This window comes from Kineosporia sp. A_224 (genome assembly GCF_002198655.1).
Classification (GTDB): Bacteria; Actinomycetota; Actinomycetes; order Actinomycetales; family Kineosporiaceae; genus R-H-3.
The window spans coordinates 44,494-61,182 of the sequence record NZ_MWLN01000218.1; the positions used below are offsets into that span (position 1 = coordinate 44,494).

Sequence of the window (16,689 nt, forward strand, 5' to 3'; positions counted from 1 at the left end):
AAGGGTTCACAAGGGTGCGGGTCATCCCATAGGTTCGCGGGCAGTCGTCCCGTGGCCGGAGGGGTCCTTCATGTCGTCGCGCTCGATCGCCGCACACCCTGCGCCCTCCGGCCGCTCCGGCCGCACGAAGTGGCTCGTCGCCGGGGTCGCCGCCGCTGTTTGTGCGTCCGGCCTCACCGGGCTCGCGGGTGCCACGGCGGCCGGCGCGGCGTCGTCCGGGGTCGTCGTCAGCGAGGTCTACGGCGGTGGCGGGAACGGCGGTGCCTCGTTCCGCAACGACTACGTCGAGCTGCAGAACCGCGGGAGCGCCGCGGTCGACGTGACCGGCTGGTCGGTGCAGTACGCGTCGGCGGCCGGGACGACGTTCGCGGCCACACCGCTCACCGGCACGGTCGAGCCCGGCGGGTTCTACCTCGTGCAGCTCGCGGGCGTCGCGACGAGCCCGGCCCCGCTGCTGCCGCAGTCCGACGCGACCGGCGGCACGAACATGAGCGCCACGAGCGGCAAGGTCGCCCTCGTCAGTGCGCCGGCGCCGCTCGCCGGGTGCTCGGTCGCGGTGTCCTGCGCGACCGCGGCCGGCGTCGTCGACTTCGTCGGCTACGGCACCCCGAACGACTGGGAGGGACCGGCCGCGGCCGAACCCGGCGGCAACGCGCTCGGGGTGTACCGGCTCGCCGGCGCGGACTCCGACGACAACCTCACCGACTTCAGCGCGGCGGTGCCCACCCCGCGCGCCGCGACCGCGGTGGCCGCTGCGCCCGGGACGGACTGCTCGGCGCCCGACACGGCCGCCGGTGCGGTCCAGGGGGCCGGTCCTGCGACGCCCGTGCCGGGGACGACGGTCACCGTCCAGGGCACGGTCGTCGGGGACTACGAGGGCCCGGCGCCCGCGCTGCGCGGCTTCTACCTCCAGGACGCCGGCGACGGCGACCCGGCGACGTCCGACGCGGTGTTCGTCTTCAACAACCTCGAAGGGCTCTCGCCCGACTCGGTGCGGCCGGGGCAGACGGTGCAGGTGACCGGCACGGCCGGCGAGTTCCAGGACCAGACCCAGGTCTCGGCGTCCCGGATCGACGTCTGCGCCGACGCCCCCGCGCCGGCGCCGGTCGACGTGACGCTGCCGGCGACGCCGGAGCAGCTCGAGCGGTCCGAGGGGATGCTCGTCCGGCTGCCGCAGACGATGACGGTCACGGAGCTGTTCCAGCTCGGCCGGTTCGGCGAGGTGCTCGTGTCGTCGGGCGGCAAGCTCGTGCAGCCGACGGCGCGGTTCCGGCCCGGCGCCGACGCCGCCGCGCTGCAGGCCGCCAACCTCGCCGACCAGATCTTCCTCGACGACGGCTCGAACGTGCAGAACCCGGCGACGATCGTCTTCGGGCGCGGGGGCGCGCCGCTGTCGGCGACGAACCCGCTGCGTGGCGGGGACACGGTCACGGGTGCGGTCGGCGTCCTCACGTACGGGTTCGGCGGCGACGCGACCGCGTCCCCGAACGCCTTCCGGGTGCGACCGGCCGGGGCGCTCGGCGGTGCGGCGACGTTCGAGGCGACGAACCCGCGCCCGACGGGCACCCCGGACGTCGGCGGCACGCTGCGGGTCGGCAGCGCCAACCTGCTGAACTTCTTCAACACGTTCACCGGCTGCACCCTCGGGGTCGGCGGGGCGACGACGGGCTGCCGCGGTGCGGAGAACCAGCTCGAGTACGACCGTCAGCTGCCCAAGGAGGTCGCGGCGATCACCTCGCTGGGGGTGGACGTCCTCGGGGTCAACGAGCTCGAGAACGACGGGTACGGCCCGGCCAGCGCCGTCGCCGTCCTCGTGGACGCGCTCAACGCGGCCGAGGGTGCCGGGACGTGGGCGTTCGTCGACGCGGACGCGGGGACCGGCGTGACGAACTCCGCGGGCACCGACGCGATCCGGACGGCGCTGCTCTACAAGCCGGCCGCCGTGACACCGGTGGCGGGGGCGACGTTCACCGACCGGGCCAAGGACGCCGCGGGTGCGGACGTCTTCGAACGGCACCCCGTCGCCCAGACCTTCCTCGTGCGCCGCAACGGCGCGAAGGTCACGGTCGTCGCGAACCACTTCAAGTCCAAGGGCTCGTGCCCGACCGACCTCACCTCGTCGGACGCCGACCGGGGCGACGGGCAGAGCTGCTGGAACGCCCGCCGGACGGCGCAGGCCACCGAGCTCGCGCGCTGGCTCGACGCGGACGTCGCGCCGGCCGCCGGGACGACGGACGTGCTCGTCGTCGGCGACCTCAACTCGTACGCGGGCGAGGACCCGGTCTTCACGCTGGAGAACGCCGGGTACGTCAACCTGCCCAAGCGCTTCGGCGGCGAGGAGGCGTACTCGTACGTCTTCGACGGCCAGTGGGGCTACCTCGACCACGTGCTCGCGTCGGCGTCCCTCGCGCCGCGGGCGACCGGTGCCGCGGACGTCCACATCAACTCCGACGAGGCGTCGGTGCTCGACTACAACACGAACTTCAAGTCCGTGTTCCAGGTGGCGGGCGGACCGGCGTCGCTCTACGCGCCGGACCGCTTCCGCACGAGCGACCACGACCCGGTCGTCACCGGGCTGCGGACGGTGGGCGCCACGACGACCGCCGTGACGTCGTCCGCACCGGCCGCGACCTACCGCGGCGCCGTGTCGTGGACCGCGACGGTCTCGCCCGTCGCGGGGGAGGCGACGCCGACCGGGAGCGTGCAGTTCACCCTCGACGGGAAAGCCTTCGGGGCACCGGCACCGCTCGTCGGCGGCGTCGCGACGAGCCCCTCGACCCGCGACCTGCCGCCCGGCGCGACGACCGTCGCGGCGGTGTACTCCGGTGACGGCGACTACTCGGGCAGCACGGCAGCCTTCACGCAGGAGGTCCGGTTCGCGGTCTCGCTGACGCGCCCGGCGGACGGCGCGAAGGTGCGCGCCGGGTCGACCGTCCAGGTGCGTGTGCAGCTGCGGGACGCGGCCGGCCGGACCGTGCCGGACGCCCTCGCGCGGCAGTGGGTCGCGACGTGCTCGGTGAAGGTCGAGGTGACGGGGGTCCAGACGCTCGCGCCGACCTGCGTGCGCGAGTACGACCGTTCCGACCGGGAGCTCGAGCTGTCGTGGAAGAGCGCGCGCTCGCCGAAGGGTGCCGTCACGGTGACGGTGCTCGTGACCTACCCGGGGATCGCCGCGGCGCAGACGGTGAGCCGGCCGGTCACGCTCACCTGACGCCGGGCGGGCGGGTCAGATCGACCGCAGCGCGTCGACGGCGTCGCGTTCGCGGCGGGAGAGCGCCCGCAGGACGGCGGCGTCGCCGTGACGGTGCCGCGCGGCCCCGACGAGGACGGCGACCGCCTCGGCGAGCGCGTCGTCGGGCGGGTCGGCGACGTCGTCCGCGGCGTCGACGCCCGGCCCGAGCCCCACGGACAGCTCGAGGTCCTCGCCGTGCACGCACAGCTCGACGAGCCGGGTGCGGAGGAACTCGTCGAGCAGCATGACCTGCCCGCCGTAGGCGGAGACGAGCCGGTCGGCGGGCTCGGCCTCGAACCGCGCGGGCAGGGTGTCGAGGCACGTGCGCACCCGGACGGCGACGCCGTCCGGGCCGGGGGAGGCGTCCTCGTGGGCGCGCGCCCGGATCCCGCCGTTGATGTCGGAGTCGAGGTCGTCGAGGCCGGTGAAGGCACCGAAGTACTCCTCGGCGCCGATCGTGCGGCCGCCCGGGGGCGGGGTCGCGTCGAGGAAGGCCGCGACGAGCAGGACGGAGCGGCCGAGGTGCGCGGCGAGGTCCCCGACGGTCATCCGGTCGAGGATGCTCGGCTCGTTCCACCGCTGCGCGACCTCGTGGCGTTCGAGCAGGTCGGCCGCGACGCCGGCGGTCGCGAGGTAGAGCGAGCGGAGGGCGGACAACGGTCCGGCGGTTCCGGGGTGCTGTGTCGTCACGGGTCGATCCTGGCGCCGGGGGAGCCCTGTGCGCCAGGACGTGCGGGCGTCGGTTCCGGCCCCGGGTGCGGTGCCGGTAGCGGCGAGGACGGCGTCAGGTGGCCGACGTTCACCCAGCCGTGGTGACCGGTCCGGCTGACCTCGCGGGCTCTTGTCCACAGTCCTGCCGAGCCCGGGGCGGTCGGTGACGGGCTGAGCCGCAGGACCCGGGCGCCGCGCGGGACCGGCTCACCCGGCTCGCGGCCCATCGCCCGGCAGGTGCCGCCGGACCAGTGGCCCTGGAGGGCGACGAGCTCCGGGAAGCGTTGCGTGAGACAGGCACCGAGGGGTGCCGGGCCGAACGGACTGCGGCGGCGGACACGGGTGTGGACGTTGCCCGCCAGCAGGATCGCGACGCCGCCGTCGGTGGCGACCGGGGCGAACGCGGCGGCGGCGACGTCGGCCATGACGGCGTCCCGCCGGGCGAGGAGGGCCACGACGTCGTCCGGCACCGCGGTGGCCTCCTCGATCCAGGGCAGGTCGACGGCCCGGACGGCGACGGTGCCCCGCTGCGCGGTGCGGTGCAGGGCGCGCAGGAGCCGCAGCATGCCGCGGCCGGCGCGCCCGTCGTCGAACCCCGGCGGCGGGTGCCAGAACGCCGAGGCAGTGAGAGCCGTCCGTGCCGCTGGGTCGTCCGGGCGCGCGAAGAAGGCGTCGAGGGCCGGCTGCTCGGAGGAGGGGACCTCCAGGGCGACCGCGACGGGCAGACCGCGCCCGCTGGCGAGGGCGGCGAGCCGGGCGACGACGGCGGGCAGCTCGTGGGTGCCGTGCGTCTCGCCGACGAGGACGACGGCGCCGGGGACGACGAAGCGACCCAGCGGGTCGTCGTCCGGCGGTTTGGCCATGCCTCCAGCATGCCGCGCGCGGATCGAGTGGCGCGGGGGCGGTGTGGTGACAGGCTCGGGACGTGAGCGACGGGATCTACGAACCGGTCAACGACGACGAGAACGACGCCGAGGTGCTGGACCTGGACCAGGCCTTCGGTGAGGACAGGACGGACGAGATCCTCGACACGTCCTGGTCCCCGCCGGAGCGGCCCCGGGCGATGGACTCGTTCGGCACGACCCTCGAGGAGGAGATGGCCGGGGAGTCCCTCGACCAGCGCCTCGCTCAGGAGGAGCCGGACCCGGCTCTCGCGGTCGACCCGGTCGAGGGCGAGATCCTCGACGACGGCGAGGTCGGCGGCCCCCGGGCCGGACGGCTCGTCGCGCCGGACGAGGGGGCGCACGAGGACACCGAGAAGGACCTCGTCGCGTCCGACGTCGGCATCGACGCCGGCGCGGCCAGTGCGGAGGAGGCGGCGGTGCACGTCGTCGACGGGGACGCCACGGCGGTCGACGAGGGCTCGTCGGTCTGAGCCTCTCGGTCTGACGGTGTCGGCGGCCGGTGGCAGGCTCGCGGCATGACAGGTCCGGGGAACGTCTCGATCATCACGCTCGGCGTCGCGGACGTCGACCGTTCGGCAGCGTTCTACGCCGCGCTCGGGTGGCCGCGGTCGACCCGGTCGGTGGCCGGCGACATCCACTGGTTCGACGTCGGCGGCTTCTACCTCGGCGTCTACGAGGCCTCGGCGCTCGCGGTCGACTCCGGGTACGGCGCCGGTGACGTGCGGCCGCCCGGGTCGTTCTCGGGCGTGACGGTCGCGGTCAACCTCGGCAGCGCCGAGGAGGTCGACGCCGCCCTCGAGGCCGCGCTGGCAGCGGGCGCGCGGCAGACGCTCGCGCCGACGATGACCGACTACGAGGTCTACCACGCGTGCTTCGCCGACCCCGACGGTCACACGTGGGAGGTCGCCTGGAACCCGGGGTTCCCGATCGTCGACGGGCGGACGGTCATCCCGTGACGTGCGGGCGTCTCATCCGCTGATGTCCGCCCGGTCAGCGACCGGCGGGCGGGTGCGTCCACCCGGTCCAGGTGCGGCCGTCCCACCAGCGCAGCGGCGCCGCCCGCCAGGGGTCGGCGTACCAGCCGGGCGCGGTCGCCGCGTGGTGCTGCTGGGGCGGCGCGGTCCGGTTCGGCGGCTGCTGGGCCGCCACCTGAGGCAGCGGCGCAGCCCTGGTGGGGCCCGGCGGCGCTGTGTGGCTCGGGGGTGCGGGGGTCGGTCCGCCGCCGAACGTGGGTGCCGACGGCCACGACGCCGCGGCGGCCGGCCCTCCGGCCGGAGCCGGCTGCCGGACCGGCGCGACCGGCTGCGCGACCGGTTGCGCGACCGGCGGCTCCGGGGGCAGGACGATCTCGGCCGGCGGCCGGGCGGCGAGCAGCCGGACCGCCTCCGCCCGGAAGTCGAAGCCGCACCGGCAGCCCTTGAGGGCGCCGTCCCGCTGCTGCGCTCCGCACGCCGGGCAGAACGTCACGACGAACGCGTCGGCGCGCAGGCCCTGGCAGCGCGGGCAGACGAAGTCCGGCTGCATCCGGTTCAGCCGGAAGGCCTGCCGGAGCATCCCGGCCGGGGCGACGACGCTCACCCGGTTGACGATCTCGGTGAGGCGGCGCTGCTTCTCGGTGATCTGCCGGTACTCGTCGTTGACGAGCTTCTCGAGCCGGCAGTCGCGGCACACGAGCAGCCGCCGCTCGGGCAGGGTCTCGCGCAGGGCCGCCTGCTGCCGCAGGAAGAGCAGCGCCGGGGCGTCCGGCTCCTCGAGGGTCAGCACGGGCAGCGGCAGCCCGCTGTCGAGCGCGCCCTCGACCGCCGCGGCGATCCGCTCGACGTGGGCGACGAGCGGCGGCGGCAGGTCGCCCGGCTGCGCGCCGAGCAGCGTCGCCACGTCGAGGACGCCGTCGATGTCCTCCCGGCCGAACCGCTCCGGCTCGGCGCCGGGCAGCCGGACCTCGAGGCCGACGACCCGGGCCCAGCGCTGCGGCCAGTCGTCCCGGACCCCGGACAGCCTGCGGTCCGCGCTCGACAGTGCGGACCGGGCCTTCGCCGCGGCGGCGCCGCCGAACCGGTCGACGAGTGCGGGCGTCCCGGCGGGCTGAGCCCCCGCAACGGCCTGCGGTACGGGCCCGGCCGGGACGGCGGCCGGTGCCGACGTGCCGAGGGCCCGGTCGACGAGAGCGGTGAGCCGACCGAAGAGGTCGGCGTACATCGCGTCGAGGCCGCGCACCTGGGTCGCGGCGGAGGGCCAGCGGTCCCAGAACGCGACGTCGACGCGCGTGCCGTCGTCCAGGGTCGCGAGCCGGACGGCGAGCCGCACCGGCAGCCGGTCGGCGGACATCGCCCCGCTCACGGTGCTCCCGCGCCCGGCCTCCACGAGCGTCGTCCGCTCGACGTCGACCGTGAACCCGTCGTCCGACACCGCCCGCAGCAGTGCCGTCCGGACCTGCCCGACGACGCCGGGGACCGTCCGGGAGAGCTCGTGGCGGAACGTGGCCCGCTCGTTCACGGGCGGGCGCCCGGCTCGAGCGGCGGAACGCGCCGTGGAGGCACGGCCTTCCGCACCGTCAGCTCCAGTCGAGGTTGTTGAACGTGTCCCACTGCATCTGCGTCGCGGCGTACGCGGCACCGTCCGCGACGATCTTGTTGTTCAGCTCGTCGCGCTCCTCGTCGGTCATCCCGTCGTCACCGTCGAGGACGTCGTCGACGAGCGTGCCGTCCGCGAGACCGTCCCCGTCGTGGCCCGCCGCGACCACGGCCGCCGCACCGGCCGCGGCGACGGCACCGGCGACGGCGGCGTCGGACGGGCGGCCCGCGGTGGTCCACTCCTGCCAGGCGGCGGCCGTGCCGCGCGCCCCGGGCGCCGCCGGCTTCTCCGGCGGCGTGGCTGCTCCGCTCATGTCTGCTCCAACCCCCGATGTCGGACACATCGGGGCCAGTATGCCAGGGGACGATCTAGGACGAACCGTCGCCGCGGCGCCTCGCGCCTGAGCCCCGCCGGACCGGTCGACCTACACTGGGGGTCCCTGCCGGGGCCTGCCGTCGCTCCCGGACACCTCCGAGGAGCACCCCGTCGACACCGTCACCGCCGCCACGCCCGGCGCCGTCGCCCGCGACGTCCTCGACCAGGCGGCCCGGCGCCGCACGATCGCCGTCATCAGCCACCCGGACGCCGGCAAGTCGACGCTCACCGAGGCGCTCGCGCTGCACGCCGCCGTCATCGCGCGGGCCGGAGCGGTGCACGGCAAGGGCAGCCGGCACGGCACCGTCTCGGACTGGATGGAGATGGAGCGGGCCCGCGGCATCTCCATCACGTCGGCGGCGCTCCAGTTCGAGCACCACGGCGCGGTCGTCAACCTCGTCGACACCCCGGGCCACGCGGACTTCTCCGAGGACACCTACCGGGTGCTCGCCGCTGTCGACGCCGCGATCATGCTGCTCGACGCCGCCAAGGGCCTGGAGCCGCAGACGCTCAAGCTCTTCGAGGTCTGCCGGCACCGCAACCTGCCCGTGCTCACCGTCATCAACAAGTGGGACCGGCCGGGCCTCGACGCGCTCGCGCTCATGGACGAGATCGAGAACACCATCGGGCTGAAGCCCACCCCGCTGACGTGGCCGGTGGGGATCGCGGGCGACTTCCGCGGCGTCCTCGACCGGCGCACCGGCGGCTACACGCGCTTCGACCGGACGGCGGGCGGCGCGACCGTGGCTCCCGAGGAGCACCTCACGCCGGAGCAGGCGGAGCAGGTCGAGGGCGACGCCTGGACGACGGCGGTCGAGGAGAGCGACCTGCTCGCGGCGTCCGGCGCCGACCACGACCAGGAGACCTTTCTCGCGGCCCGGACGACACCGGTGCTCTTCGCGTCGGCGGTGCAGAACTTCGGCGTCGGCCGGGTGCTCGACACCGTCGTCGAGGTCGGCCCGGCGCCGACGCCGCGCGAGCTCGTGACCGGCGGCGCGCGGCCGGTCGAGGCGCCGTTCAGCGCCGTCGTCTTCAAGGTGCAGGCCGGCATGGACGCCGCGCACCGCGACCGGCTCGCCTACGCCCGGGTCTGCTCGGGCGTCTTCGAGCGCGGCATGGTCGTCGTCCACGCGACGTCGGGGCGGCCGTTCCACACCAAGTACGCCCACGCCGTGTTCGGCCGCGAGCGGACGACGATCGAGACCGCCTACCCCGGGGACGTCGTGGGCCTGGTCAACGCCGGCAACCTGCGGCCGGGGGACACCCTGCACGTCGGGGCGAAGCTCGAGTTCCCGCCGATCCCGTCGTTCGCGCCGGAGCACTTCGCCGTCGTCCGGGCCCGGGACACCTCGCGCGCCAAGCAGTTCCGCCGCGGGATCGAGCAGCTCGACCAGGAGGGCGTGGTCCAGGTGCTGCGCTCGGACCTGCGCGGTGACCAGGCGCCGGTGCTCGCCGCCGTCGGGCCGATGCAGTTCGAGGTCGCGACGTACCGGCTCGAGCACGAGTTCGGCGCGAAGGTCATGCTCGACCAGCTCGACTACGGGCTCGCCCGGCGCACCGACGCCTCCGCCCCGGCGGCGCTGCGCGGCGTCCGCGGCGTCGAGGTGCTCACCCGCTCGGACGGCGAGGTGCTGGCCCTGTTCGTCGACCGCTGGCGGCTCGGCACGGTCGTCAAGGAGAACCCGGACCTGCTGCTCGAGCCGTTGGTCGGGGCACGGGTCTGAGGTTCCGGCCGGCTCCCGGGCCCGAAACCCTGGTGAGACGACGCCGTCCCGGGCGGCACAATGACGGCCATGGGCCATGTCGACGTCAACGCGGTGTCCTTCACCCTCCCCGACGGCCGGCCCCTCCTGGACGAGGTGACGTTCCGGGTCGCTGACGGCACGACCACGGCGCTCATCGGCCCGAACGGGACGGGCAAGACGACGCTGCTGCGCATCGTCGCGGGCGACCTCGACGCCCACGGCGGGGCCGTGGGCCGCAGCGGCGGGCTCGGCGTCATGCGGCAGTTCGTCGGCTCCGTGCGGGACTCCTCCACCGTGCGCGACCTGCTCGTGAGCGTCGCGCCGCCCCGGGTCCGCGGTGCCGCGCAGGCGCTCGACGCCGCCGAGCTCGCGATGATGGAGTCGGACGACGAACCCACCCAGATGCGGTACGCCCAGACGCTGTCGGACTGGGCGGACGCCGGCGGCTACGAGATCGAGACCCTCTGGGACGTCGTGACGACGGCCGCGCTCGGCGTCCCGTTCGAGAAGGCGCAGTGGCGCGAGGTGCGGACCCTGTCGGGCGGCGAGCAGAAGCGGGTCGTCCTCGAGGCGCTGCTGCGCGGTCCGGACGAGGTGCTGCTGCTCGACGAGCCGGACAACTACCTCGACGTGCCCGGCAAGCGGTGGCTCGAGGAGCAGCTCGCCGCGACGCCGAAGACCGTGCTGCTCGTCTCGCACGACCGCGAGCTCCTCAGCCGGGCCGCCGACCGGATCGTCACGCTCGAGCCCGGAGCGGTGGGTGCGACGACCTGGGTGCACGGCGGCGGCTTCGCGACGTACCACGACGCCCGCGCCGACCGGAACTCCCGGCTCGAGGAGCTGCGCCGGCGCTGGGACGAGGAGCACGTCAAGATCAAGACGCTCGTGCAGACGCTCAAGGTCAAGGCGAAGTACAACGACGGGATGTCGTCGCGGTACCAGGCCGCCCTGACCCGGCTGGCGAAGTTCGAGGAGGCCGGCCCGCCGCAGGAGACCCCGCTCGAGCAGAAGGTGACGATGCGGCTGCGCGGCGGGCGCACCGGTAAGCGCGCCGTCGTCTGCGAGGGGCTGGAGCTCTCCGGGCTCATGAAGCCGTTCGACCTCGAGGTGTGGTTCGGCGAGCGGGTCGGCGTGCTCGGCTCGAACGGCTCGGGCAAGTCGCACTTCCTCCGGCTGCTCGCGGCCGGTGGCTCCGACCCGGACGTCGAGCACCAGCCGGTCGACGAGCTGCCCGTGCCGCCCGTGAAGCACACGGGCCTGGCCCGGCTCGGGGCACGGGTGCGCCCGGGCTGGTTCGCCCAGACCCACGACCACCCCGAGCTCATGGGCCGCACCCTGCTGGAGATCCTGCACCGGGGCACCGACCACCGCGACGGCCTGCCCCGCGAGCCCGCGAGCCGGGCGCTCGACCGGTACGAGCTCGCCGCGGCCGCCGAGCAGACCTTCGACGTGCTCTCCGGCGGGCAGCAGGCGCGCTTCCAGATCCTCCTGCTGGAGCTGTCCGGGGCCACGATGCTCCTGCTCGACGAGCCGACGGACAACCTCGACCTGCACTCGGCCGAGGCGCTCGAGACCGGCCTGGCGGCCTTCGAGGGGACCGTGCTCGCGGTGACGCACGACCGGTGGTTCGCGCGGTCCTTCGACCGGTTCCTCGTGTTCGGCTCCGACGGGCGGGTCTACGAGAGCGACGGGCCCGTCTGGGACGAGACCCGCGTCGTCCGGGAGCGCTGACGCCGCCGGTCGCACCGGGTGACCCGTCGTCCGGATGGCGGGTCGCGCATCTCACGCTCCGGACGGGCGGACAACAGGGCGACCGGCCACCTACCGTGGAACGCATGGCGACCCTTGGTGACCTGCTGGCGGCGAACGGCGTCCTCGTCCTCGACGGGGCGATGGGCACGATGCTCCAGGCCGCGGGCCTCGACGACGGCGGTGCGCCGGAGCTGTGGAACGTGGAGCGCCCGGACGCCGTCCGCTCGATCCACGAGGCGTACCTCAAGGCCGGGGCCCGGCTCGTCACGACGAACACCTTCGGCGGCACCCGCCCGCGCCTGGACATGCACGGCCTCGGCGACCGCGTCGTCGAGCTCAACGCCGCCGCGGCCCGGCTCGCCCGTGAGGCCGCGGAGCCCTACGGGGCGCTCGTCGCCGGGGACCTCGGCCCGCTCGGCGAGCTGCTCGAGCCGCTCGGTGCCCTGAGCCCCGACGCCGCGCAGGCCCTGTTCGCCGAGCAGGTCCGCGGGCTCGTCGAGGGCGGCATCGACCTCGTGCTCGTCGAGACGATGAGCGACCTCGGCGAGGTCGGGACGGCGGTGAAGGCGGCGCAGCAGGTCGCCGCCGAGACCGGCCGCGAGCTGCCCGTCGTCGTCACGCTCTCGTTCGACACCAAGGGCCGCACCATGTTCGGGGTCACGCCCGCCGCCGCGGTGACGACGCTCGCCGCGCTCGGGGTCGCCGGGGTCGGCGGCAACTGCGGCCGCGGGCCCGAGGAGATGGAGGCGGTCGCGGAGGCGATGGCCGCCGTCCGGCCCGAGGGCCTGCTCCTCGTCGCGCAGTCGAACGCGGGCCTGCCGGTGCTCGTCGGCGACCGCTTCGAGTACACCGCGGGTCCCGAGGTCATGGCCGAGCACACCCTGCGGCTGCGGGCGCTCGGCGTCGACCTCGTCGGTGCCTGCTGCGGCTCGACGCCGGACCACGTCAGGGCGATCAGCGAGGCACTGGCGGGGTGACGACGGACGGGCCGCGCACGGTACGCGAGGCGGTCGCCCGGTACGCGGCGCGCTTCCATGCGGCGGCGCCCGCCGGGCAGCACGTCGTCTCGCCGCTCGGTGCCTGGGTGCTGCTCGCGCTGCTCGCGCCGGCCGCCGAAGGTGTTGCGCGGGAACGGCTCGAGGACGTGCTGGGGCTCGACGCGGGCGCGGTGGCGGACGCCGTCGATGCGCTCCTCGACCGGCCGCACCCCGCGGTCGCGTCGGCGCTCGCCCTCTGGACGGCGGCCGGGCTCGAGCGGCCGCGGTACGAGGAGTGGGCGGCCGGGCTGCCCGCGGCGCTGACCCGCGGCCCGATCCCGGAGCAGGCCGGGCTCGACGACTGGGCCCGGGAGCACACGCTCGGGCTGATCGAACGCTTCCCGGTGAGGCTCGAGCCGGACACCGTCTCGGTGCTCGCGTCGGCGCTCGCGACGCGGGTGCAGTGGAGCACCCCGTTCGACGTCGTGCCGTCCGACCGGCTCGGCGGCCCGTGGGCGGGCGCCGTCGAACGCGTTCTGCAGACACCGGAGCACGGGCACCGCGTCGCGGTGGTTGACGACGTGTCCGGGCCCGTGGGCGTGCACGTCGCGGTGAGCGAGGACGGCAGCCTGGTCGTCCTCTCCGCCGTCGCGGACGACGGGGTCCCGCGGGACACCGTCCTTCGGGTCGCGCACACCCTCGCCGTCCGCGCCGCGACGGCGGACGCGGGCGACCTGCTGTTGGACGCCGTCGACCCCTTCGACCTACCGCTGGGGGCGGGGCACGCGTGGACCGTCACCGAGGGCCTCGGCTTCGTCCCCGGCGGGGGAGACCGAGCCGCCCGGACGACCGGGCTGCTGCCGGCCTGGGAGGCCTCGACGGAGCTCGACCTCATGGCCGACGAGCGGCTCGGGGCGCGTTCTGCCGCAGACATTGTCCTCGATCTGCTCCGCCCGCTGCCCGCACCGAGGGCGGACGCCCGGCAGGTCGCGGTGGCGCGGTACACGTCAGCGGGGTTCGAGGCCGCCGCGGTGACCGCGATGGCCTTCATGGCGGGCGCGATGATGCCCCGGGAGGGCTTGTTGCGCCGGGTCGAGGTGCGGTTCGCCCGGCCCTACGCGGTGGTCGCGGTGGCCAAGGACTTCGACGCGGACGTCCCTGGCGCCTGGCACGGCGTCCCGGTGTTCAGCGCCTGGGTCGAGGAGCCCGCGGAGGCGTTCGCGCCGGAGCACGAGGCGTGGGGCTGACGCCCGCTACTCCAGCACGGTGGTGATGAGGACGTCCGGCCCGAGGGTCTGCAGGCCCAGGTCGAGCTCCTCGCGGACGTCGTCCACGGTGTCGTCGTGCCCGAGCACCTCGGGGACGTCGTTGCTCACCTCGAGCTGGTCGAGCAGGTCGTAGGCCCCGCCGAGCGTCGACGCGCCCAGGGACTGCGCCCAGCGCAACGTGTTCCGGGCGCTCGTCGACGGGTCGAACGCGTCCCAGGGGTCGCTCACGGACCCATCCAACCAGGTGCGTCGCCGGCCGAACGGCCGCTCAGAGCCCGAAGCGCGCCACCGCGCGCATCTTGTTCACCGCGTCGAGGGCCGCGACCTTGTACGCCTCGGAGAGCGTCGGGTAGTTGAAGACGGTGTCGACGAGCTGGTCGACCGTCCCGTCGCAGGTCATGATCGCCTGCCCGAGGTGGACGAGCTCGGTGGCGTGCGAGCCGAAGACGTGGACGCCGAGCAGCCGACGGGAGGTCGTCGAGACGAGCAGCTTGAGCATCCCGTAGGAGTCGCCGATGATCTGGCCGCGCGCGAGCTCGCGGTAGCGCGAGATGCCGACCTCGTACGGCACCGACGTGCTCGTCAGCTCGTCCTCGGTCTGCCCGCAGTAGGAGATCTCGGGGATCGTGTAGATCCCGATGGGCTGCAGCGCCACCAACGAGTTCGCCGGCTCGCCGCACGCGTGGTACGCCGCGAGCCGGCCCTGCTCCATCGACGTCGCGGCGAGCGCCGGGAAGCCGATGACGTCGCCGACGGCGTAGATGTGCGGCACCGACGTCTGGAACGACGGGCCGACCTCGATCCGGCCGCGCTTGTCCGCCGTCAGCCCGGCCTTCTCCAGGTCGAGCTCGTCGGTGGCGCCCTGCCGGCCGGCCGAGTACATGACGGCGTCCGCGGGGATCCGCTTGCCGCTCGCGAGCGTCGTCACCGTGCCGCGGTCGTTGGCGACGACGCTCTCGACGGTCTCCCCGAACCGGAAGGTCACCGACAGGTCGCGCAGGTGGAACTTCAGCGCCTCCGTCACCTCGGAGTCGCAGAAGTCGAGCATCCGGTCCCGCTGCTCGACGACGGTGACCCGGCAGCCGAGCGCCGCGAACATGGAGGCGTACTCGATCCCGATGACGCCCGCGCCGACGACGACGAGCGAGCGCGGGATCTCGTCGAGGTGCAGGATCCCGTCGCTGTCGAGGATCCGCCGGTCGTCGAACTGGATCGTCGGCGGGTGCGCCGGGCTGGTGCCGGTCGCGATGACGACCCGGTCGGCGCTGACGAGCCGCTCGCCGTCGTGCTCGGCGCGGACGGCGACCGTGTGCGGGTCGACGAAGCGGCCCGTGCCGTGGACGAGGTCGACCCCGTTGCGGAAGAGCTGGGACCGGACGACCTCGATCTCGCGGCCGATGACGTGCTGCGTGCGCGCCGTGAGGTCGCCGATCGCGATGTCGTCCTTGACCCGGTAGTTCTGCCCGTACATCTCCCGCTGATTGAGGCCGGTGAGGTAGAGCACGGCCTCGCGCAGGGTCTTGCTCGGGATCGTGCCCGTGTTGATGCACACCCCGCCGACCATGGACCGGCGCTCGACGACCGCCGCCCGCCGTCCGAGCTTGGCGGCGGCGATGGCCGCCTTCTGCCCGCCCGGCCCGGACCCGAGCACGAGGAGGTCGTAGTCGTACGGGGACGAGGGCTGTGCTGGCATCGCGACTCCCCGGGCAGGCGTGACGGCTGCGCCGATCGTACGCAGCCCGAGGTTGCGCGGGGGTGTCCGAACGCCGCAGGTCAGCCTGCGGGAGGTGCGCTCGAGGTCGGCGTCACGGCGTCGAACGCGCCGCCGCGGAACGCGTCGACGAAGAGTCGGTGGTCGCGTCGGGCCCGGTCGGCGTAGAGCCGGCCGAACTCGACCAGCTCGGCGACGAACACGTCCCCGCGGTCGCCGACCCCCTCCGCGACGGCGTGCTCGACGCTGAAGTCGACGATCTCCGAGTCGCTGTCGACGTCCGAGACGCAGTGGATCTTGGCGGTCGCACGGCCCAGCTGCTCGACGACGGCGGCCACCTCGTCGGGCTCGGTGATGTCGTCCCATTCGAGGTCCTGCTCGTAGGGGGAGTACTCCGAGACGACGAACCCGACCGGCCCGTCGCCGCGGACGTCCAGCTCCGTCCACCCGAGGAACCGGTCCGCGTGCGCCTGGAGCGCACGCTGCGAGAGCGCCGTCCGGTGCCCGTGGTGGCGGAACCGACGGTCCTGCCGGGCTGTCTCGGGGACGGCGAGCACCGGCGCCGCGACGTTGCCCTGCTTCATGGTGAGGATCACGTCGTTGTCGAGGGCCTGGGTGAAGCCCTCGATGAGGAACGAGTACGCGGGCAGCCCCGCGCTGCCGATCCCGAGCCCGCTCTTGCCGACGACGTCGAGGACGTCGAACACGACGTCGTCCCGGCCGTGGCCGGGAAGGGTCGTGCGGTAGGCGTCGAAGGCCGCGCACGCCTGCTCGCGCTCGCCGTCCTCGAGGCGGCGCACCCCGCGGCGCTCGGTGAAGCGGCGGCGGTAGCCGTCGACGACGGTCTCGGCGTCGAGCAGGCCGACCCGGGTGCGCAGCTTCGCGCGGTGCAGCGCGTCGAGGACGGCGCCCTGCGCGGTGTCGAGCGTGAGCGCCCACCCGGTGTCGTCCTCGACCTGCGTGTAGTGCTGCACCTGGTCGAGGTAGCCGCGCGCGTACATCGCCGTGAGGTCGGCGATCGCGTCGTCCGGCAACGCCTTGCGCAGCCCGAGGAGGGCCAGGCTCGCGGCGAACCGCTGCAGGTCCCACGTCCAGTGCCCGAGGTAGGCCTCGTCGAAGTCGTTGACGTCGAAGACGAGGCGGCCCCCGGAGTCCAGGTAGGTGCCGAAGTTCTCCGCGTGGAGGTCGCCCTGGATCCACACCCGGGACCCCTGCTCGGTGACCCACGGGTCGTCGGCGTCGGCGAGGTCCGCGTAGAACACCGTCGCGCTGCCGCGGTAGAAGGCGAACGGGTCCGCCGCCATCTTGCGGAACTTGACCCGGAACGCGTCCGGGTCGGCATGCATGAGGTCCTCGAACGCCGTCGTGAGGACGGTTACGAGGTGCTCGGTCCGGCTGTCGTCGTCCGTGCTGGCGGCGGTCTCGGGGATCACCCGGTG

General features: G+C 74.5%; 14 protein-coding genes. 7 read left to right on the forward strand and 7 right to left on the reverse strand.

What is annotated here, in order from left to right:
• The first annotated feature begins 70 nt into the window (after positions 1-70).
• On the forward strand, positions 71-3,211 hold the full coding sequence (locus EDJALFJO_RS28250) for an ExeM/NucH family extracellular endonuclease (RefSeq protein ID WP_088289664.1): 3,141 nt from the start codon (positions 71-73) through the stop codon (positions 3,209-3,211).
• Between the two features lie 15 nt (positions 3,212-3,226).
• On the opposite strand, the gene EDJALFJO_RS28255 is transcribed toward EDJALFJO_RS28250, so the two are convergent.
• Together EDJALFJO_RS28255 and EDJALFJO_RS28260 are read right to left on the reverse strand one after the other, a co-directional pair.
• On the reverse strand, positions 3,227-3,922 hold the full coding sequence (locus EDJALFJO_RS28255; RefSeq protein ID WP_198950725.1) for a maleylpyruvate isomerase N-terminal domain-containing protein: 696 nt from the start codon (positions 3,920-3,922) through the stop codon (positions 3,227-3,229).
• Positions 3,919-4,806 (reverse strand): hypothetical protein, encoded by an 888-nt coding sequence (locus tag EDJALFJO_RS28260; protein ID WP_088289665.1) that lies wholly within the window; start codon positions 4,804-4,806, stop codon positions 3,919-3,921. Before EDJALFJO_RS28260 ends, EDJALFJO_RS28255 begins: the two co-directional genes overlap by 4 nt.
• Positions 4,807-4,868: 62 nt before the next feature.
• Here EDJALFJO_RS28260 and EDJALFJO_RS28265 point away from each other — a divergent pair, with 62 nt between their 5' ends.
• Positions 4,869-5,318 (forward strand): DUF5709 domain-containing protein, encoded by a 450-nt coding sequence (locus EDJALFJO_RS28265; protein ID WP_088289666.1) that lies wholly within the window; start codon positions 4,869-4,871, stop codon positions 5,316-5,318.
• A gap of 45 nt (positions 5,319-5,363) precedes the next feature.
• A complete protein-coding gene (locus tag EDJALFJO_RS28270; RefSeq protein ID WP_088289667.1) occupies positions 5,364-5,804 on the forward strand; it encodes a VOC family protein in 441 nt (146 codons plus the stop codon).
• Positions 5,805-5,838: 34 nt separating this feature from the next.
• Here EDJALFJO_RS28270 and EDJALFJO_RS28275 read toward each other — a convergent pair whose 3' ends face one another.
• Both EDJALFJO_RS28275 and EDJALFJO_RS28280 read right to left on the reverse strand, forming a co-directional pair.
• Complete coding sequence (locus EDJALFJO_RS28275) at positions 5,839-7,344, reverse strand: DUF2510 domain-containing protein (protein WP_088289668.1); 1,506 nt, start codon at positions 7,342-7,344, stop codon at positions 5,839-5,841.
• A 58-nt stretch (positions 7,345-7,402) separates the two neighbouring features.
• Positions 7,403-7,735 carry a hypothetical protein gene (locus EDJALFJO_RS28280; protein WP_088289669.1) on the reverse strand — a complete coding sequence of 111 codons (333 nt, stop codon included), beginning with the start codon at positions 7,733-7,735 and terminating at the stop codon, positions 7,403-7,405.
• Between the two features lie 136 nt (positions 7,736-7,871).
• Between EDJALFJO_RS28280 and EDJALFJO_RS28285 the strand changes: the two genes are divergently transcribed.
• The 4 genes from EDJALFJO_RS28285 to EDJALFJO_RS28300 all read left to right on the forward strand — a co-directional run bounded on the left by EDJALFJO_RS28285 (position 7,872) and on the right by EDJALFJO_RS28300 (position 13,518).
• Complete coding sequence (locus tag EDJALFJO_RS28285; protein WP_088289670.1) at positions 7,872-9,521, forward strand: peptide chain release factor 3; 1,650 nt, start codon at positions 7,872-7,874, stop codon at positions 9,519-9,521.
• A 69-nt stretch (positions 9,522-9,590) separates the two neighbouring features.
• Positions 9,591-11,273, forward strand: a complete 1,683-nt coding sequence (locus tag EDJALFJO_RS28290) for an ABC-F family ATP-binding cassette domain-containing protein (protein ID WP_088289671.1) — start codon at positions 9,591-9,593, stop codon at positions 11,271-11,273.
• A gap of 104 nt (positions 11,274-11,377) precedes the next feature.
• Positions 11,378-12,271, forward strand: coding sequence for a homocysteine S-methyltransferase family protein (locus EDJALFJO_RS28295; protein ID WP_088289672.1), 894 nt, complete (start codon positions 11,378-11,380; stop codon positions 12,269-12,271).
• Positions 12,268-13,518, forward strand: a complete 1,251-nt coding sequence (locus tag EDJALFJO_RS28300; protein ID WP_088289673.1) for a serpin family protein — start codon at positions 12,268-12,270, stop codon at positions 13,516-13,518. Before EDJALFJO_RS28295 ends, EDJALFJO_RS28300 begins: the two co-directional genes overlap by 4 nt.
• Before the next feature lie 6 nt (positions 13,519-13,524).
• Here EDJALFJO_RS28300 and EDJALFJO_RS28305 read toward each other — a convergent pair whose 3' ends face one another.
• The 3 genes from EDJALFJO_RS28305 to EDJALFJO_RS28315 form a co-directional block, all read right to left on the reverse strand.
• A complete protein-coding gene (locus tag EDJALFJO_RS28305; RefSeq protein ID WP_088289674.1) occupies positions 13,525-13,767 on the reverse strand; it encodes a hypothetical protein in 243 nt (80 codons plus the stop codon).
• A gap of 40 nt (positions 13,768-13,807) precedes the next feature.
• Positions 13,808-15,232 carry a Si-specific NAD(P)(+) transhydrogenase gene (gene sthA, locus EDJALFJO_RS28310; RefSeq protein ID WP_088289675.1) on the reverse strand — a complete coding sequence of 475 codons (1,425 nt, stop codon included), beginning with the start codon at positions 15,230-15,232 and terminating at the stop codon, positions 13,808-13,810.
• 80 nt (positions 15,233-15,312) lie between these two features.
• A complete protein-coding gene (locus tag EDJALFJO_RS28315) occupies positions 15,313-16,680 on the reverse strand; it encodes a DUF2252 domain-containing protein (RefSeq protein ID WP_369812586.1) in 1,368 nt (455 codons plus the stop codon).
• Positions 16,681-16,689: the final 9 nt, after the last annotated feature.

Coding starts and splice junctions, on each gene's coding strand:
- EDJALFJO_RS28250 (WP_088289664.1), top strand. CDS start 71: ATGTCGTCGCGCTCGATCGCCGCACACCCTGCGCCCTCCGGCCGCTCC.
- EDJALFJO_RS28260 (WP_088289665.1), bottom strand. CDS start 4,806: ATGGCCAAACCGCCGGACGACGACCCGCTGGGTCGCTTCGTCGTCCCC.
- EDJALFJO_RS28270 (WP_088289667.1), top strand. CDS start 5,364: ATGACAGGTCCGGGGAACGTCTCGATCATCACGCTCGGCGTCGCGGAC.
- EDJALFJO_RS28280 (WP_088289669.1), bottom strand. CDS start 7,735: ATGAGCGGAGCAGCCACGCCGCCGGAGAAGCCGGCGGCGCCCGGGGCG.
- EDJALFJO_RS28290 (WP_088289671.1), top strand. CDS start 9,591: ATGGGCCATGTCGACGTCAACGCGGTGTCCTTCACCCTCCCCGACGGC.
- EDJALFJO_RS28295 (WP_088289672.1), top strand. CDS start 11,378: ATGGCGACCCTTGGTGACCTGCTGGCGGCGAACGGCGTCCTCGTCCTC.
- sthA (WP_088289675.1), bottom strand. CDS start 15,232: ATGCCAGCACAGCCCTCGTCCCCGTACGACTACGACCTCCTCGTGCTC.